The organism is Cobetia sp. SIMBA_158, from assembly GCF_046566945.1.
GTDB lineage: Bacteria > Pseudomonadota > Gammaproteobacteria > Pseudomonadales > Halomonadaceae > Cobetia > Cobetia amphilecti.
Window position 1 is genome coordinate 74,691 of the sequence record NZ_JAWJYL010000005.1, and the last position, 15,933, is coordinate 90,623.

Annotated in this window: 16 protein-coding genes; 12 read left to right on the top strand and 4 right to left on the bottom strand. The window is 64.8% G+C overall.

All coding sequences use genetic code 11. From position 1 onward, the window contains the following. Positions 1 to 92 precede the first annotated feature (92 nt). From lysA to R2R70_RS09695, 6 genes are all read left to right on the top strand, one after another. Positions 93 to 1,364, top strand: a complete 1,272-nt coding sequence (gene lysA, locus R2R70_RS09670; protein ID WP_043333334.1) for a diaminopimelate decarboxylase — start codon at positions 93 to 95, stop codon at positions 1,362 to 1,364. Further along, the gene (gene dapF / locus R2R70_RS09675) at positions 1,364 to 2,194 is read left to right on the top strand and encodes a diaminopimelate epimerase (RefSeq protein WP_215823692.1); all 831 of its coding nucleotides are present in this window, start codon (positions 1,364 to 1,366) and stop codon (positions 2,192 to 2,194) included. The genes lysA and dapF overlap by 1 nt, the downstream gene beginning before the upstream one ends. 80 nt (positions 2,195 to 2,274) lie before the next feature. Continuing rightward, entirely contained in the window at positions 2,275 to 3,066 is a 792-nt protein-coding gene (locus R2R70_RS09680; protein WP_410977906.1) for a DUF484 family protein, read from the top strand. After that, the gene (locus tag R2R70_RS09685) at positions 3,063 to 4,157 is read left to right on the top strand and encodes a tyrosine recombinase XerC (RefSeq protein WP_410977907.1); all 1,095 of its coding nucleotides are present in this window, start codon (positions 3,063 to 3,065) and stop codon (positions 4,155 to 4,157) included. Before R2R70_RS09680 ends, R2R70_RS09685 begins: the two co-directional genes overlap by 4 nt. Continuing rightward, positions 4,154 to 4,873: an HAD family hydrolase gene (locus R2R70_RS09690; protein ID WP_172978608.1), complete on the top strand. Its 720-nt coding sequence runs from the start codon at positions 4,154 to 4,156 to the stop codon at positions 4,871 to 4,873. Before R2R70_RS09685 ends, R2R70_RS09690 begins: the two co-directional genes overlap by 4 nt. A 204-nt stretch (positions 4,874 to 5,077) precedes the next feature. After that, positions 5,078 to 5,488 carry a hypothetical protein gene (locus R2R70_RS09695; protein WP_410977908.1) on the top strand — a complete coding sequence of 137 codons (411 nt, stop codon included), beginning with the start codon at positions 5,078 to 5,080 and terminating at the stop codon, positions 5,486 to 5,488. A 142-nt stretch (positions 5,489 to 5,630) separates the two neighbouring features. Here the strand turns inward: R2R70_RS09695 and yihA are convergent, their stop codons facing one another. Then, positions 5,631 to 6,320, bottom strand: coding sequence for a ribosome biogenesis GTP-binding protein YihA/YsxC (yihA, locus tag R2R70_RS09700; protein ID WP_054556430.1), 690 nt, complete (start codon positions 6,318 to 6,320; stop codon positions 5,631 to 5,633). A gap of 439 nt (positions 6,321 to 6,759) precedes the next feature. On the opposite strand from yihA, the gene R2R70_RS09705 reads away from it, so the two are divergent. The 6 genes from R2R70_RS09705 to R2R70_RS09730 all read left to right on the top strand — a co-directional run bounded on the left by R2R70_RS09705 (position 6,760) and on the right by R2R70_RS09730 (position 13,041). Next, a complete protein-coding gene (locus R2R70_RS09705) occupies positions 6,760 to 7,377 on the top strand; it encodes a c-type cytochrome (RefSeq protein WP_176678204.1) in 618 nt (205 codons plus the stop codon). 277 nt (positions 7,378 to 7,654) lie between these two features. Beyond that, on the top strand, positions 7,655 to 8,299 hold the full coding sequence (locus R2R70_RS09710) for a thiol:disulfide interchange protein DsbA/DsbL (RefSeq protein ID WP_043333328.1): 645 nt from the start codon (positions 7,655 to 7,657) through the stop codon (positions 8,297 to 8,299). Then, positions 8,299 to 9,129 carry an endonuclease/exonuclease/phosphatase family protein gene (locus R2R70_RS09715; protein WP_192839072.1) on the top strand — a complete coding sequence of 277 codons (831 nt, stop codon included), beginning with the start codon at positions 8,299 to 8,301 and terminating at the stop codon, positions 9,127 to 9,129. Before R2R70_RS09710 ends, R2R70_RS09715 begins: the two co-directional genes overlap by 1 nt. Before the next feature lie 638 nt (positions 9,130 to 9,767). Further along, complete coding sequence (locus R2R70_RS09720) at positions 9,768 to 10,337, top strand: TRAP transporter small permease subunit (protein ID WP_043333327.1); 570 nt, start codon at positions 9,768 to 9,770, stop codon at positions 10,335 to 10,337. Further along, positions 10,337 to 11,743: a TRAP transporter large permease subunit gene (locus R2R70_RS09725; RefSeq protein WP_054556429.1), complete on the top strand. Its 1,407-nt coding sequence runs from the start codon at positions 10,337 to 10,339 to the stop codon at positions 11,741 to 11,743. The genes R2R70_RS09720 and R2R70_RS09725 overlap by 1 nt, the downstream gene beginning before the upstream one ends. Positions 11,744 to 11,994: 251 nt before the next feature. Beyond that, on the top strand, positions 11,995 to 13,041 hold the full coding sequence (locus tag R2R70_RS09730) for a TRAP transporter substrate-binding protein (RefSeq protein WP_410977978.1): 1,047 nt from the start codon (positions 11,995 to 11,997) through the stop codon (positions 13,039 to 13,041). 99 nt (positions 13,042 to 13,140) lie between these two features. Here R2R70_RS09730 and dtd read toward each other — a convergent pair whose 3' ends face one another. The 3 genes from dtd to R2R70_RS09745 form a co-directional block, all read right to left on the bottom strand. Further along, entirely contained in the window at positions 13,141 to 13,590 is a 450-nt protein-coding gene (gene dtd, locus R2R70_RS09735; protein WP_131431125.1) for a D-aminoacyl-tRNA deacylase, read from the bottom strand. Positions 13,591 to 13,730: 140 nt separating this feature from the next. Continuing rightward, positions 13,731 to 15,005 carry a TRAP transporter large permease gene (locus R2R70_RS09740; protein WP_410977909.1) on the bottom strand — a complete coding sequence of 425 codons (1,275 nt, stop codon included), beginning with the start codon at positions 15,003 to 15,005 and terminating at the stop codon, positions 13,731 to 13,733. A 78-nt stretch (positions 15,006 to 15,083) separates the two neighbouring features. After that, on the bottom strand, positions 15,084 to 15,746 hold the full coding sequence (locus R2R70_RS09745; protein WP_159055814.1) for a TRAP transporter small permease: 663 nt from the start codon (positions 15,744 to 15,746) through the stop codon (positions 15,084 to 15,086). Positions 15,747 to 15,933 lie beyond the last annotated feature (187 nt).

Below are 15,933 nucleotides of genomic sequence, written 5' to 3' on the forward strand. Positions count from 1 at the left end.
CCGCTGCCGAGACTTCCGGCAGCGACGCCTGAGCCCCCTTATTCATCTCCGGCGGGTGATGCCCGCCGGCGCGACATCTTGCAGGCCGGATCATGGATCACTTCGTTTATCAGGATGGCGTGCTGCACGCCGAAGACGTCTCGCTCGCCACGCTGGCCGAGCAGTTCGGCACGCCGTGCTACGTCTACAGCCGTGCCACGCTCGAGCGCCACTTCAAGGCCTATCAGGATGCGCTGGGCGACCACCCGCATCTCATCTGCTATGCCGTGAAGGCCAATTCCAACCTGGCGGTGCTCAATGTACTGGCACGTCTGGGCGCCGGCTTCGACATCGTCTCCGCCGGTGAGCTGGAGCGCGTCATCAAGGCCGGCGGCGACCCCGCCAAGGTGGTGTTCTCCGGCGTCGCCAAGCAGGCAGGCGAGATGGAGCGTGCACTGGAGCTGGGCATCAAGTGCTTCAACGTCGAGTCGCTGCCGGAGCTTGAGCGCCTCAACGCCGTCGCCGGCCGTCTCGGACGCGTCGCACCGGTGTCGCTGCGCATCAATCCCGACGTCGATGCCGGCACTCACCCGTACATCTCCACTGGCCTCAAGGCCAACAAGTTCGGCATTCCGGTCGAACAGGCGCTGGAGGTCTACGAGATCGCCAACGCCATGGAGCACGTGCAGGTGGTCGGTGCCGACTGCCATATCGGCTCCCAGCTGACCGAGCTGGCGCCCTTCCTCGATTCCCTCGAACGCCTGCTGGTGCTGCTGGATCGCCTGCGTGAACGCGGCATCGTCATCGAGCACCTCGATCTCGGCGGCGGCCTCGGCGTGCCCTACCAGAACGAGACCCCGCCGGAGCCCTTCGCCTACGCCAGCGCTCTGCTGGAGCGTCTGGCCCGCTATGAGCACGGCAGCGAGATGACGCTGCTGTTCGAACCGGGCCGCTCCATCGCCGCCAACGCCGGCGTGCTGCTGACCCGTGTCGAGTACCTCAAGCCCGGTGAAGAGAAGAACTTCGCCATCATCGATGCCGGCATGAATGACCTGATCCGTCCGTCGCTGTACCAGGCGTGGCAGAACATCGTCACCGTCGACACGCGCGAGACACGCAAGTCCGCCAGCTACGATGTGGTCGGCCCGGTCTGCGAGACCGGTGACTTCCTCGGCAAGGACCGCGAACTGGCCATCGCGCCGGGCGACCTGCTCGCCGTGCGCTCTTCCGGTGCCTACGGCTTCGTGATGGCCTCGAGCTACAACAGCCGCTGCCGTCCTGCCGAAGTGATGGTCGATGGCCCCGAGATGCACCTGGTGCGTCGCCGCGAGCGCCTCGAAGAACTGTGGACCGGTGAGCAACTGCTGCCGGAAGGTGATGCCTGATGCTGGTGAACTTCACCAAGATGCACGGACTGGGCAATGACTTCATGGTCATTGACCTGATCTCGCAGCGCAGTCGCTTGCGCGATGCCGATATCCGCCGTCTGGCGGACCGCAACTTCGGCATCGGCTTCGACCAGCTGCTGGTGGTCGAGCCGCCCCGTGACCCGGACATGGACTTCCGCTATCGCATCTACAATGCCGATGGCAGTGAAGTCGAGAACTGCGGCAACGGGGCGCGCTGCTTCGCGCGCTTCGTGCGTGAACAGCGCCTGACCACCAAGCGCGAGATTCGCGTCGAGACGGCCGGCGGCCCGCTGACCCTGGTCGTGGCCGAAGATGGCCGTGTGCGCGTCGACATGGGCGCGCCGCGCTTCGCCCCCGCCGCGCTGCCCTTCGAGGCCGAGGCCGACCTGCCGGTGCACACCCTGGATGTCGACGGCGAGACGCTGGAAATCGGCGTCGTCTCGATGGGCAACCCCCACGCGGTGCTGCTGGTCGACAGTGTCGAGCAGGCCCCGGTACTGACGCTGGGCCCGCGGATCGAAGCGCATCCGCGCTTCGCCAAGCGCGTCAATGCCGGCTTCCTCGAGGTCGTCTCGCCGCATGAAGCGCGCCTGCGTGTCTTCGAGCGCGGTGTCGGCGAGACGCTGGCCTGTGGCACCGGCGCCTGTGCGGCGGTCGCGTCCGGTATTCGCCGTGGCCTGCTGGCAAGCCCGGTCAACGTCACGCTGCCCGGCGGCACCCTGAGCATCGAATGGGCTGGCGACGGCCAGCCGGTATTCATGACCGGTCCCGCCGAGACCGTCTTCGAAGGCCGCATCATCCTGTAGAGCGCCAGCCCCAGCCGAGGGACGCCGCCGGAAACATGGCCGACGGCGTCCCGCTGCCAACCGTCCGCAAGGAGTCCCACATGGCCGAGTCACCCGTGTCACGTCGCCCGCGCACGCTGGACCCGGATCGGGTCGCCGAATGGCTGGCCACGCATCCCGATTTCTTCGAGGGGCGTGAAGGGTTGCTGCAACGCATGCGGGTGCCACACCCGGAAGCGCGCGGCGGCAGCATCTCGTTGCTGGAGCGGCTGGTACATGACCTGCGCGGGCGGACCGATCAGGCAGAAGAGCGCCTCGAGGAGTTGTTGACCGCCGCGCGCGACAACGAGAGTCGCTATCAGCGTCTGCGTCAGCTGGTGCTGGATCTGCTCGATGCCGAGTCCGATGATGCGCTGGCCGAAACGCTGGCCACGCGTCTCAGCGAGCTGTTCGACATCGCGGCCGTCTGTCTGTGGCAGCGCGACGCCGGTTCCTCGGCACAGCCACCGCGCCAGGCGCTCGACGATGCGCGCGGCGAGCAGTTCGAGCGTCTGCTCGAGGGTCGCGCCAGTCGCTGCCTGGCCATGCCGCGCACGCGCTGGGAAGCCCTGCTGCCCGACCATCAGTGGCCACTCGGCGCCGACTGCGCAGACCTCGTCGATGCCAGCCAGGCCGATGCCACGCGCGGCTCCGCCGTCATCGTGCGCCTGACCCGTGGCGAGTGCCTGGGCTATCTGGTGGTGGCGAGTGCCGATGCCGAGCAGTTCCGTGCCGGTCTCGACACCCTGTTTCCCGAATACCTCGGTGACGTGCTGGCCCGCTGCCTGGGCCGCGATGTCCCGGGCCAGGCACCACTGCGCTCCTCGAGCCGTGACGACCAGGCCAGCCGATGAGTCGCCTCGAGTCGGTCCACGGCACCTCGGTCGTCGACACATCCACCGACGACGCCTCAGCGAGCAACGCCGAGCGTGTTGCCGCCGAGCAGGCGCTGTCCGCGACCTGTCGGGAATTTCTGGCCGAGCTTGCCCTCGACAGCAGCCACGCGACCGTCAGCGCCTACGCGCGTGATCTGCAGGCGTTGACCGCCTTCATGCTGCGTCCCGCAGCGGACAGCAGCGCCGCTCGTGCAAAGGACGCGCCGCCCCTGCCGCAGGATTGGCAGGCGCTGGACGTACCGACGCTCAGGCGATTTCTGGGCGCCGAGCGCAGTCGTGGCCTCGCGCCCCGCTCATTGGCGCGGCGGCGCGCGGCGATCAGCCGTTTCTGTGGCTGGTTGGTCGAGCAGGATGTGCTGCCACACAACCCGGCGGGGCTGGTGCAGACCCCGCGCCTGCCAGACCACCTGCCACGCCCGGTGGATATCGACAGTCTGGCGCGCTTTCTCGACTGCCCACATGACGGCACGCCGCTGGCGATCCGCGATCAGGCAATGCTGGAACTGCTCTACGGCGCGGGCTTGCGTCTCTCGGAGCTGGTCAGCCTCGACCTCGACATGCTGGAAACCCGCCGCCTGCGCGTGCGTGGCAAGGGCGACAAGCCCCGCCAGCTGCCGATCGGCTCACGCGCCCGCCAGGCGCTGGATGCCTGGCTGGTGGTGCGTGGTCAGCTCGCCGCCCGGGACGAGCCGGCATTGTTCGTCGGCCAGCAGGGGCGTCGCCTCGGTCAGCGTGGGGTTCAGCTCAGGCTGGTGACGCAGGCGAAAGAACGTGGCCTGCCCGAGCATCTGCACCCGCACCGCCTGCGCCACTCCTTCGCCAGTCATCTGCTCGAATCCAGCGGCGACCTGCGCGCCGTGCAGGAACTGCTGGGACACGCTCACCTCTCGACCACCCAGGTCTATACGCGCCTCGACTGGCAGCAACTGGCCAGCGCCTATGATCAGGCCCACCCTCGCGCCCGCCGCCAGCGCGGGTCAGCGACGGCAACGTCAGACACCGACGCCACCTCCCCTATTGATGCTCCACTCAAGGATGACACCCTGTGACGCCTGCCAATGCGCCTCGCCTGACGGCCTTGACCTTCGATCTCGATGACACCCTGTGGGCCAATCGCGCGGTGATGGAGCGCGCCGAGGCCGAGCATTACGCCTGGCTGGATGGCGAGATCGGGCATGCCAACGACTTCCCCCTCGAGGAATACACCCGCCGCCGCATGGCGCTGGGGCTGGAGCACCCGCTGCGCCGCGGTGACTTCACCTGGCTGCGCCGCGAGGCCATGCACGCCATGCTGCGCGATGCCGGGCATGATGATGAGCAGGCGGGCCACTGGTCACGCGCCGCCATCGAGCGCTTCCTGGCGCTGCGCCACGAATTGACGCCCTTCCCGGAAGCCAGCGAGCTGCTCGACTCCCTCGCCCGCGATTACCGTCTTGGTGCCATCACCAATGGCAATGTCGACCTGGCTCGCCTCGCGCTGGATCATCATTTCGAGTTCAGCATCGCCGCCGGCGAATGGCTGGCACCCAAGCCGGATGCGCGCCCCTTCCTCGCCGCCATGGCACGCCTGGGCAGCCGCCCCTCCACCACCTTGCATGTCGGTGACTCATGGAAGGAAGATGCCTTGCCTGCCGCGCGCCTGGGCATGCAGGCCGCCTGGATCGACGTCAAGGGCCAGGGCGCCCCGGGGCCCGTCCCGTCAGGTGTGCATGTCATCTCGCATGTCCGCGAACTGCCGGCGCTGATTGCACGCCTGAATGACTGAGTGACGGCTGAGGCTCAAGGTGTGGCGCGCCTGATGCGCCTGGTGTGCCCGATGGCTGAGTGAATTAAAACTTGTACAAAAATGACGCCTCAACCATATTTCATGTACAAGTTTCTCAGCGTCGTCGATATTGAATCCTGTCTGGGGTTCCTGAATCTGCGCTGGGAGATGCCTGCCACCTCGACCTCAACAGGAGAGGCCAGCATGAGCACCCACTCGCTCCCGCGCTACCGTGTGTCATCTTCCTCTCCCCAGAGGCCGCCCCTGCATGGTGAAGGCGAGCAGCGCGCGCCGATCATGACGCCCTCGCGACAGACCAGCCGCGCCCTGCTGAAAGGGGTCGCCATCGTGCTGGCATCCGCGCTGCTGGTCATCATGGCGGTCTACAGTGGGCGTGCCAGCCTCGCGACGCTGCAATCCGGCGTGCAGGAGGCCCCGGCGGCCTCACCACAGGAGGCCATGCGCAGCCTGCTCGTCCCCAGCGAGGCCGTGACGATGCCGGAAGTCGTCGAGCCCGCGGTAAAGGTGCCGCATATTCTCTCGGCACCCAGGGAAACGAGCTCTTTGACCCGCCTTGACCCCATCAGCAGCGCGACGCGCAGCCTGTTCATGTGAGTGGCCCTGGGGAAGCGTAAAAGCGCAGAGGTGAGTGACAACACGCCTGTCGTAACGCAAACGGCCACCCCGAGGGGTGGCCGTTTCGTCATGCAAGGTGGCGTGGTTCGAGGCTTCGCCCCAAATCGCCTTACACCTTCAATCAGTCGTCGAAGGGGTCCTGCGGTGCCTCATCGCCTGCCATCTCTTCCACGCCGTCCATCACCGACGGGTCCGCCAGCCACTCGTCGAGCTTGGCATGCACCTGCTCGACACCAGAGTACTTCAGCGACGAGAACAGCTGCACGGTGACCAGGTCTTCCCACTCCTTGAGCGCGTGACGCACTTTCTGCAGGCTTGCCGCAGCAGGCCCGCGCTTCAGCTTGTCCGCCTTGGTCAGCAGGATATGCACCGGCATCTTGGCCTCATCGGCCCAGCCCAGCATCATCTGGTCGAATTCGGACAGCGGATGGCGCACATCCATCAGCAGCACCAGGCCCCGCAGCGACTGGCGGTTGCGCAGGTAGTTGGACAGGTGTGACTGCCACTCGCGCTTCACCTTGTCCGGCACCTTGGCATAGCCATAGCCGGGCAGATCGACCAGATGGCGGCCCGTTTCACCGATGGTGAAATAGTTGATCAGCTGGGTGCGGCCGGGGGTCTTGGAGGTACGGGCCAACGCCTTCTGCGAAGTCAGCGCATTGATGGCGCTGGACTTGCCGGCATTGGAGCGACCCGCGAAGGCCACTTCGGCACCCACGTCCGTCGGGCACTGGGCCAGAGTCGCGGCACTGATCAGGAAGCGCGCCTGACGATAATGGAGCTTGGGGGTCGAAGGAGCTGATTCGGCCATGGGAGTTCTGAATACCTGTTGAAGGCGGACGTCTCGCCCGCGCGACATCACGAGAGAGCAGAAGAAACGACCGGTGTAACGAAAAGAGTGCCGCATGCCCTGCCATCGGCGCTGCAACTTGCCGACGACAGCGGGAAGATGCACTGGATTACTGCGATGACACGACTGGCGACAGGCACGCTCACGCGCCCTGAGGGGATTCGCTATACTGCCTGCATGGTCAGCATGGCGATCATGAGGCCTAGTGTACCACCCTGCTCTCACGGGCTGCGAGAGTGGGGTGCACTTCTCACCGCGCGCAGCACGGCGCGGGCACCGGGGAAATGACAGAGGCCACCATCCACGCCGGATGATACAAGCCCCGAACGGGCCTCTTCGTGAAACAGGGACCAGTGAAATGGATGAGCTGATGAGACCAAGGCAGACCCCCGAGCGCCCCTTGCGCCTGCTGCTGGCACTTGCTGCCACGACGCTGGCCGCCACCTTGCCGACGGGGGCCGCCGCCGAGTCGCTGGTCGGCGATGCCGCGGCAGGCAAGGCCAAGGCTGCCGTCTGTGCTGCCTGTCATGGCGCCCAGGGCATCTCGCCGACGCCGGCCTTCCCCCATCTTGCTGGCCAGCAGGCCCACTACCTGCGCAAGCAGACGGCCGACATCCGGGATGGTCGCCGCTCGGTGCCGCAGATGGCCGGTATCGCCGACAACCTGAGCGATCAGGACATCGCCGATATCGCGGCCCATTACGCCGCGCAGCCCGCCAATCGTGGTCAGGCCGAGCCAGAGGCGGCCCGTGCAGGCGAGGTGCTGTATCGGGCCGGCTCGCTCGAGCGTGGCATCGCGGCCTGCACAGCCTGTCATGGTCCGCGTGGTGAAGGCATCGACTCGGCAGGTTATCCGGCGCTGGCCGGGCAATTCCCCGCCTATACCGTCTCAGCACTCAAGGCCTTCCGCGACGGCAGCCGCGACAACGACCCGAACGCCATCATGAGCAGCATCGCCGCGCGCATGAGTGACAGCGACATGCAGCAGGTGGCCGAATATCTCCACGGCCTGCGCTGAGGCATCCGTTCAGCCGGTTGTCGCGTATGACTGACTTGATGACGACCGGCACCAGCACGCCATTCACGGGGCGTGATCGAGCGACGCCTTGTACGGCGCGTGATCGAACGGCGTTCATCCAACGGTCAACCTTGTCACGCTAGGCTGGCCCGACAGTGATCCGCCGTGTCCCGCCCGGCAGTCTCGACAGCAGTGGTGGCTGACACGCATACTCGATGCATCACTAATGTTGCCGGGTATCATGCCCGGGCATGCCTCAATCCGATGGAGATGTTCCATGAAGTGGAAACCCCTACTGACTCTGGTGGCGGGCCTTGGCCTGTCAGCAAGCGTGTTCGCCGCTGAAGCTGGCAAGGACTACCAGGTACTCGACGAGCCGGTGAAGACCGACGCGCCGGCGGGCAATGTCGAAGTGGTCGAAGCGTTCTGGTATGGCTGCCCGCACTGCTACAAGCTGGAATCCAGCCTCGAGCCGTGGGTCGACGAGCTGCCGAGTGACGTGACCTTCAACCGTCTGCCGGCCACCATGGGGCAGGACTGGGTCAAGCACGCCTATGCCTTCTATGCCGCCAAGGACCTGGGCATCCTCGACGAGACCCACAAGGCCTTCTTCGATGCCATCCATCAGGACCACCAGCGCCTGACCGACCCGGATGATATCGCCAAGTTCTACAGCGACTACGGCGTCAGCGAAGAAGACGCCAAGAAGTCGCTGACCTCCTTCGGCGTGAAGAGCCAGGTCAATCAGGCCCACGCCCAGATGCGCGCCTACAAGATCATGGGCGTACCGGCACTGATCGTGGATGGCCGCTATGTCATCTCGCCGAGCACGGCAGGCTCACTGCAGAACATGCTCAAGATCACCGACGAGCTGGTCGAGCAGGTGCGTGAAGAGAAAGCCGGCAGCAAGGACGCCGCTTGATGGCAGCGGCTGCTGACCCAGTGGCCGCCAGCGCCGCGGGAGGTGCCGGACTCGACGAGACGGCACCTCCCCTGCGTCTGCTGACCTTCAACATGCAGGTCGGTATCCATACCGCGGCGTGGCATCACTACGTCACCCGCGGTTGGCAGCATGTGCTGCCACACCCGATGCGCCGCAAGCGTCTGGAGCTGATCGCCGCCGCCATCACGCCCTACGATATCGTCGGGCTGCAGGAAGTCGACGGTGGCAGTTTCCGCTCCGGCAACGTCAATCAGGTCGATTCACTGGCCGAGACGGCCGAATTCCCGCATCGCTATCAGCAGCTCAACCGCAACCTGGGCCGCCTGGCTCAGCACAGCAACGGCCTGCTGTCTCGCCTGCCGATCAGCCATCTCGAAGAGCACAGCCTGCCCGGTACGCTGCCGGGACGCGGGGCCATCCATGCCCGCTTCGGCGAGGGCGAACACGCCCTGCATGTCTTCGTGACCCACCTGGCACTCGGCGCCCGTATCCAGCATCGTCAGCTGCAGTACCTCGGCGAGCTGATCGCGCCCCTCAAGCATGTCATCGTGATGGGCGACCTCAATTGCACGCTGGCCCAGCTTCGTCAGCACAAGGCGTTCAGCGAGGCACTCGACTCCCGCCCCAGCAAGGCCATCAACAGCTACCCGGCCTGGCAGCCACGCCGTGGGCTCGACCATATCCTGGTCTCCTCGACGCTGCGCTTGAGCCACCCGACCACGCTGTCGCACCTGTTCTCCGACCATCTGCCGCTTGCGGTAGAAGTCCATCTGCCAGCCGCATGCCGCAAGGCGATCGGGCTCGCCTGACGCCTGCCTCTCTTGCATAGGCATCTCTGACCTGCCCCTCGGATATCGATCCCCCGGATATCGCCCCCCTCTACTGCCTGGCTCTCCCGCCTGACTTTCCCGACCCAGGCTTCCCTCAGCTACGGCTTGCCGGCAGCTGTCTGCGCCATGATGCTCACCCCTGCCATCGCGTCTGCGGCGCATCGCTTGCCGACTGTTGGATGCGCATAACGCGATCTGCCGCGCCCTTACTTGCCCGTTTTCTTGCCTGCCTGCCGGCATTTCTTCGCCTATCTCACTGTAAGCAAAGACAAAAACCGCCTGTCAGACCAATGATCCATTTGTTGTTGCGGCGCCGCTCGCTACTCTTTGTCTGCCAATGACGTGGATTAATCGTTGACTTAGCGATGACTGATGGCATGCCGCATCCGAGCGACGTCACTTACAGGGATGAAGCGTGGAATAGCGTTGTTCAAAGCGATGCCATCACGGCTTGCTGGACACCGCGACTGACCACAACATGAGCAACATCTGAATTGGCGACCTTGCCAGCAATCGCTTGCAACACAAGCGCTTGGCAAAGACACAGCAGACGCTGTCGGCAAAGCAACAACAACACCAACAATCATCACCTGCTACCCGCAGGCCAAGGGGACTCCATGTCTGCCAATGCCTCTACCCCCGGCTGGCTCACAGGGCTCGACCGCATGACCGAGGGGCTGGGACGCTGTGTGTCCTGGCTGGTCGTCATCATGATGCTGGTCGAATTCACCATCGTGATGCTGCGCTACGCCTTCAACATCAACAGCATCCCCATGCAGGAATCCGTGATGTACATGCACGCGGCCGTCTTCCTGCTCGCCGCCAGCTACACGCTCAAGCACGACGGCCATGTGCGGGTGGATATCTTCTATCAGCGCATGTCGCACCGCGGGAAGTCGTGGGTCGATCTCGGCGGCACCCTGTTCCTGCTGTTCCCGGTGATGACCTTCATCCTGCTCTCCAGCCTCGGTTACGTGGGCGATTCCTGGGGCATCAAGGAAGCCTCGCCCGAATCCGGCGGCCTGCCGGGCGTCTACCTGCTCAAGACCCTGATTCCGGCCATCGCCATCCTGATGATGCTGCAAGGCGTGGCGGAAGCCGGCCGCCACCTGCTGTTCCTGATGGGCCGCCTGCCCTCTCCGCATGCGAGCGATGACACCCCTGACCACGATGAGGAGCTGGTGTAATGCTCGAGATCATGCCACTGCTGCTGTTCGTGTGTATCTGTATCGTCTTGATGCTGGGCTATCCGGTGGCGCTGTCACTGGCCGGTACCGCGCTTGCCTTCGCCGGACTCGGCATGGGGCTGGATGCGCTGGGCATTACCCAGGGCGTATTCGATGCCAGCTTCCTGTCCGCGATGCCCAACCGCCTCTACGGCACCATGACCAACCAGACCCTGCTGGCCGTGCCATTGTTCGTGTTGATGGGCGTGCTGCTGGAGAAGTCCAAGGTCGCCGAGACGCTGCTCGACGCCATGGCGCTGATGTTCGGCTCGCTGCGTGGCGGGCTGGGGATATCCGTGACCATCGTCGGCATGCTGTTGGCCGCCTCCACCGGTATCGTCGGTGCGACCGTCGTCACCATGGGCCTGCTGTCACTGCCGACCATGCTCAAGCGCGGTTACGACCCGTCACTGGCCACCGGCGCCATCTGTGCCACCGGCACCCTGGGGCAGATCATCCCGCCGTCCATCGCGCTGGTTCTGCTGGGCGACGTGCTGTCTTCCGCCTATCAGCAGGCGCAACTGTCGATGGGCATCTGGAGCCCGAAAACCGTCTCGGTGGGTGACCTGTTCATCGGCGCGCTGATTCCGGGCCTGATCCTGGTACTCGCCTATATCGTCTACATCGCCATGGTCGCCTGGCTGAAGCCGGAGAAGGCGCCGGCCGTCGATCGTGATGCGCTGATGGAAGAGCTGGGGCATACCGGCAGCATCTTCTGGCTGCTGATGAAGGGCCTGGTGCCGCCGATCGTGCTGATCGTCTGTGTGCTCGGCTCGATTCTCGGCGGTCTCGCGACCCCGACCGAAGCCTCTGCCGTGGGTGCCTTCGGTGCGCTGATGCTGGCCCTCGCCAATCGCAAGCTGAGCCTGAAGACCCTGACGGAAGTGGTGCGCTCCACCACCAATGTCACCTCGATGGTGTTCCTGATCCTGATCGGTGCCGCGCTGTTCTCGCTGGTGTTCCGCGGCTTCGGCGGCGAAGAGGTCGTCACCGAGATCTTCGAGAACATGCCCGGCGGCGTCATCGGTGCCACCCTGGTGGTGATGCTGGTGATCTTCCTGCTCGGCTTCATCCTCGACTTCATCGAGATCACCTTCGTGGTGGTGCCGATCGTCGGCCCGGTGCTGCTGGCCATGGGCCTCGACCCGATCTGGCTGGGCATCATGATCGCCATCAACCTGCAGACCTCCTTCCTGACGCCGCCCTTCGGGTTCGCACTGTTCTACCTGCGCGGCGTGGCGCCCAAGGAAGTCAGCACCAGCCAGATCTACAAGGGTGTCGTGCCGTTCATCCTGATCCAGCTGTGCATGCTGGGCGCCCTGGCCGCCTTCCCGGGGCTGGCGACCTGGCTGCCGGCCCAGTTCTAGGCCACGAGTGACGAGACAGCACAAGGACAGAGCAAGGACAGAACAAACACAGAGCAGCAACTGAATTGGCGGGGCCTGCCCCGCCAGCTGATGGGAGAGCCGCCAGTCGGCTCATGCAGATGCACGGGAGCCGTTCGCGGCCCACCTCTTGCCCAGCGCCAGTCCCTGACCGGTGCACAACAACAATCGGGCACTTCAAGGAGCATGCCATGCAACTCAACAAACTCGCCTTCGGCATCGCCGTCGGCACCATGACCGCCATGGGCACCCTACCGGCCATCGCCAATGCCGCGGATACCTACACCTGGAAGATGGTCACCTCGTGGCCGAAGAACTTCCCGGGCGTAGGCCAGGGTCCCGAGCGCCTCGCGCGTCTCGTCGATGAGATGTCTGATGGACGCCTCAAGATCAAGGTCTACGGCGCCGGACAGCTGGTGCCGGGCTTCGAGGTGCTCGATACCGTCTCTTCCGGTACGGCGCAGATCGGCCACTCGGCCTCCTACTACTGGAAAGGCAAGGCGCCGGAAGCCCAGTTCTTCGCCGCCGTCCCCTTCGGCATGACCGCACAGGAAATGAACGCCTGGCTGCATTACGGCGGGGGGCTGGAGCTCTGGAACGAGGTCTATGACAAGTTCGGTGTCGAAGTCATGGCCGGTGGTGCCTCGGGCGTGCAGATGGGCGGCTGGTTCAACAAGGAGATCAACTCGGTTGCCGATCTCGACGGCCTGAAGATGCGCATGCCGGGGCTGGGTGGCGATGTCATGCAGCAGATGGGCGTGGCGACGGTCAGCATGCCGGGCGGCGAGATCTTCACCTCGCTGCAGTCCGGGGCCATCGATGCCACCGAGTGGATCGGCCCGTACAACGACCTGGCCTTCGGTCTCTATCAGGCCGCCAAGTACTACTACTATCCGGGCTGGCACGAGCCGACCGTCACCTTCGAGGCCATCGTCAATGACGACGCCATGGCCGAGCTGCCCAAGGACCTGCAGGCCATCCTGCGTTCCGCGGTACGTGACGTGAACCAGGACATGCTCGACGAGTACACCGCGCGCAACAACGACGCCCTCGAGACACTGCTCAACGAGCACAAGGTCGAGCTGCGCCGTTATCCGCAGGACGTGCTCGACAAGGCGCGTGAGCTGTCCGGCGAAGTGGTCAAGAAACTCGGCGACTCCAACGATCTGGCCGGCCGCATCTACGAGTCCTACACCACCTTCGAAGGCAAGGTCGAGAAGTGGCATGAGGTCTCTGAACAGGCCTACCTGAACGCACGCAACCCGGAAGGCGTGCAGTAAGACTGCGTTACCTGCGCCGCGCTCCCGCGAGACGGCGCAGTCCCGTCATCCAATGCTTGCAGCCGCCCCCTCGGGGGCGGCTTTTTTCGGTCTGCGCGATCAGCTCTCGAGCAGGAAGGTCACCGGCCCGTCATTGAGCAGCGAGACCTGCATGTTGGCCCCGAAGCGTCCGGTCTCGATTCCCACCCCGAGTTCTCGCCCGCGCTCACGTGCCTTGTCGACCAGATAGGTGAACAGCCGCTCGCCCTCCGCCGGTGGCGCCGCCGAGGAGAAGCTGGGGCGCATGCCGCTGCCGGTGTCTGCCGCCAGCGTGAACTGCGAGACCAGCAGCAGACTGCCGCCCGCCTGCTGGACGTTGAGGTTCATCTTGTCGTTCTCGTCAGCGAAGACCCGGTAATGCAGCAGCTTGTGCAGCAGCTTGTCGGCACGCGCCTCATCATCGCCCTTCTCGACACCCACCAGCACCAGCAGACCGCCCTCGATGGCGCCGACGCTCTCGTCCTCGACCACGACTTCCGCCCGTGTGACGCGCTGGATCAATGCTCGCATGCCGCTTGCTCCTTCAAGAGATGGATGATGTTCATGACATTTCGTGTTCGGGAGCATACCAGACGCGAACGCCCCGCAGACTGAGCCTGCGGGGCGCGACAGGTGCTACTTGAGTGGACGAGCTGCCAGTTGGCGAGCTGCTAGTTGGCGAGGCTCGGCAGGAACAGCGCGATCTGCGGGAACAGCATCAGCAGCACCGTCGCCAGCAACAGCAGGGCAATGAAGGGTGGCGTCCCCCGGATGACCTCCATGTACGGTTTTCGGAATACCGCCACCGCCGTGAAGATGTCGCAGCCGAAGGGCGGGGTCGCCGAACCTATCGCCGCCTGCAGGGTAACCAGGGTACCGACCAGCACCGGGTCCAGCCCGGCGGCATCGACTGCTGGCGCAAACACCGGGGCCAGAATCAGGATCACCACGATGGGGTCCACGAACATGCAGCCGACGAAGTAGGCCGCCGCGATCACCGCCAACAGCGCCAGCGCATGCTCCGACAGGTAGGGGATGTAGCCGCCGAGGATGGCATCCGGAATCTTGGCGAAGGAGATCATCCACGAGAAGCCCGCGCCCGCCGCTACCAGAATGAACACCACCGCGGTGATCAGCCCCGTGGAGAAGGCCACACTGGGCATGTCCTTCAGGGTCACGCCGCGATAGATCAGCATCTCGAGAATCAGCGCGTAGATCACCGAGACCGTGGCGGCCTCCGTCGGCGAGAACATGCCCGAGTAGATGCCGCCGATGATGATCACCGGGAAGCCCGCCGGCAGGCTGGCGCGCTTCAAGGCCTTGAGGCGTGCGGGCCAGTCCGCCTTGGGCTGCGGGGCGATGCCCAGCTTCCACGACTTCCACATGCAGTAGAGCGAGAACAGCACCAGGATCATCAGCCCCGGGCCGATACCGGCGATGAACAGGTCACCCACCGAGGTACCGGTCGCGACGCCATAGATGATCATGCCGATGGAGGGCGGAATCAGCAGCGCGATATCGGAGGCATTGATGATCAACGCGATGGTGAACTTGTCACTGTAACCGGCTTCCAGCAGCCGCGGGCGCAGCGGGCGCCCCATCGCCACCACCGTGGCCTGGGTGGAGCCGGACACCGCGCCGAACAGGGTGCAGCCCAGCGCGGTGGTCACCGGCAGGCCGCCGCGCCAGTGGCCGACGAAGCGCTCGACCAGATCCAGCAGGCGCTGGGCAGTGGAGCCCTTGAGCATGATATCGGCCGCCAGAATGAACATCGGCACCGCCGTCAGCACCACCGGCTGCAGGCCACCGATCATCTGCTGGATCACCAGCTCCGGCTTGAGGAAGGGAAAATCGCTGAACAACAAGAAAAAGGTGCCGACGCTCAATGGCACCATCATGGGTACCCCAAGCAACAGCAGCCCCACCATCACGAGCAGAATCCACATCGCAGCTTCCGTCCCTGGGTCAATGAAGTGTGATCAATCGTCTATCGAGGCATCGAGAAGACATTCCAGACGCAGTGGCTAGAGCGCGCCGCTGCCGTCGACTTCCTCGTTCTCGTCCATCTCCGCCGTACGCCATGACAACCAGGCGCCCTGCGCCAGCAGATTGCGCAGAATCGCCATCAGGTACTGGAGCGCCCCGAGTGCGAGCCCCAGCGGGACCACGGCATAGAGCGCCGCCAGCGACCAGCGCAGCGACGGCGTGACACGCCCGGACTTGGCCAGGCTCTGCAGATAATCCACCGCCAGCCAGGCGAGGTAGGCCAGCAAGGCACAGGTGATGACCTGTCCGGCGATCAGCAGCACCTTGCGCAACCACGGCGGCATGAAGTCCAGCAGCGCCGTCACGCGGATATGACGCCCGGCGCGCGCGCCGTAACTGATGCCGAGGAAGGTCAGCCACAGCTGCAGGATCTGCATCAGCTCTTCGGTGAACGGCAGGCTGTAGTTGAAGACGTTGCGCCCGATGACATTGGCGATGCTGGCCGTCGCCATGCCCAGCACACACAGGGCGATCAACCATCGCTCGACATGCGCCAGGCCCTGGTCACCACGTTCGAACCAGGCGGCCAGACGGCGCAGCGGCGCAGGCAGATGTGCGAGGGGGTCCTGAGCGCCATTCGTCTCGGCCGGGGCGGGGCGGGTCTCATCAGCGGAGGGAGACTTGGAGGGGGGCGAGTTCATGAAGCGGCTTCCTGTTGATGTGGCATCCTGCCAGATAGGCTTTCTACCAGACGTCATGAGTGCAGTGGTTTGCGCCAGACGGCCTGCATTTGCCAGTACGATCCATTGAAATTTTCCGCGGCACCGCCGCGATTTTCACTTTGGCTACTCTTGTTCTAGCTTTATTAGCGGCGCTTGAAATCAGTAT

What these genes read in the sequence shown, in the direction of transcription:
- dapF (WP_215823692.1), top strand. Translation starts at nt 1,364, where the DNA reads ATGCTGGTGAACTTCACCAAGATGCACGGACTGGGCAATGACTTCATG.
- R2R70_RS09695 (WP_410977908.1), top strand. Translation starts at nt 5,078, where the DNA reads ATGAGCACCCACTCGCTCCCGCGCTACCGTGTGTCATCTTCCTCTCCC.
- R2R70_RS09740 (WP_410977909.1), bottom strand. Translation starts at nt 15,005, where the DNA reads ATGTGGATTCTGCTCGTGATGGTGGGGCTGCTGTTGCTTGGGGTACCC.
- dtd (WP_131431125.1), bottom strand. Translation starts at nt 13,590, where the DNA reads ATGCGAGCATTGATCCAGCGCGTCACACGGGCGGAAGTCGTGGTCGAG.
- lysA (WP_043333334.1), top strand. Translation starts at nt 93, where the DNA reads ATGGATCACTTCGTTTATCAGGATGGCGTGCTGCACGCCGAAGACGTC.
- R2R70_RS09730 (WP_410977978.1), top strand. Translation starts at nt 11,995, where the DNA reads ATGACCGCCATGGGCACCCTACCGGCCATCGCCAATGCCGCGGATACC.
- R2R70_RS09720 (WP_043333327.1), top strand. Translation starts at nt 9,768, where the DNA reads ATGTCTGCCAATGCCTCTACCCCCGGCTGGCTCACAGGGCTCGACCGC.
- R2R70_RS09710 (WP_043333328.1), top strand. Translation starts at nt 7,655, where the DNA reads ATGAAGTGGAAACCCCTACTGACTCTGGTGGCGGGCCTTGGCCTGTCA.
- yihA (WP_054556430.1), bottom strand. Translation starts at nt 6,320, where the DNA reads ATGGCCGAATCAGCTCCTTCGACCCCCAAGCTCCATTATCGTCAGGCG.
- R2R70_RS09685 (WP_410977907.1), top strand. Translation starts at nt 3,063, where the DNA reads ATGAGTCGCCTCGAGTCGGTCCACGGCACCTCGGTCGTCGACACATCC.
- R2R70_RS09680 (WP_410977906.1), top strand. Translation starts at nt 2,275, where the DNA reads ATGGCCGAGTCACCCGTGTCACGTCGCCCGCGCACGCTGGACCCGGAT.
- R2R70_RS09715 (WP_192839072.1), top strand. Translation starts at nt 8,299, where the DNA reads ATGGCAGCGGCTGCTGACCCAGTGGCCGCCAGCGCCGCGGGAGGTGCC.
- R2R70_RS09725 (WP_054556429.1), top strand. Translation starts at nt 10,337, where the DNA reads ATGCTCGAGATCATGCCACTGCTGCTGTTCGTGTGTATCTGTATCGTC.
- R2R70_RS09745 (WP_159055814.1), bottom strand. Translation starts at nt 15,746, where the DNA reads ATGAACTCGCCCCCCTCCAAGTCTCCCTCCGCTGATGAGACCCGCCCC.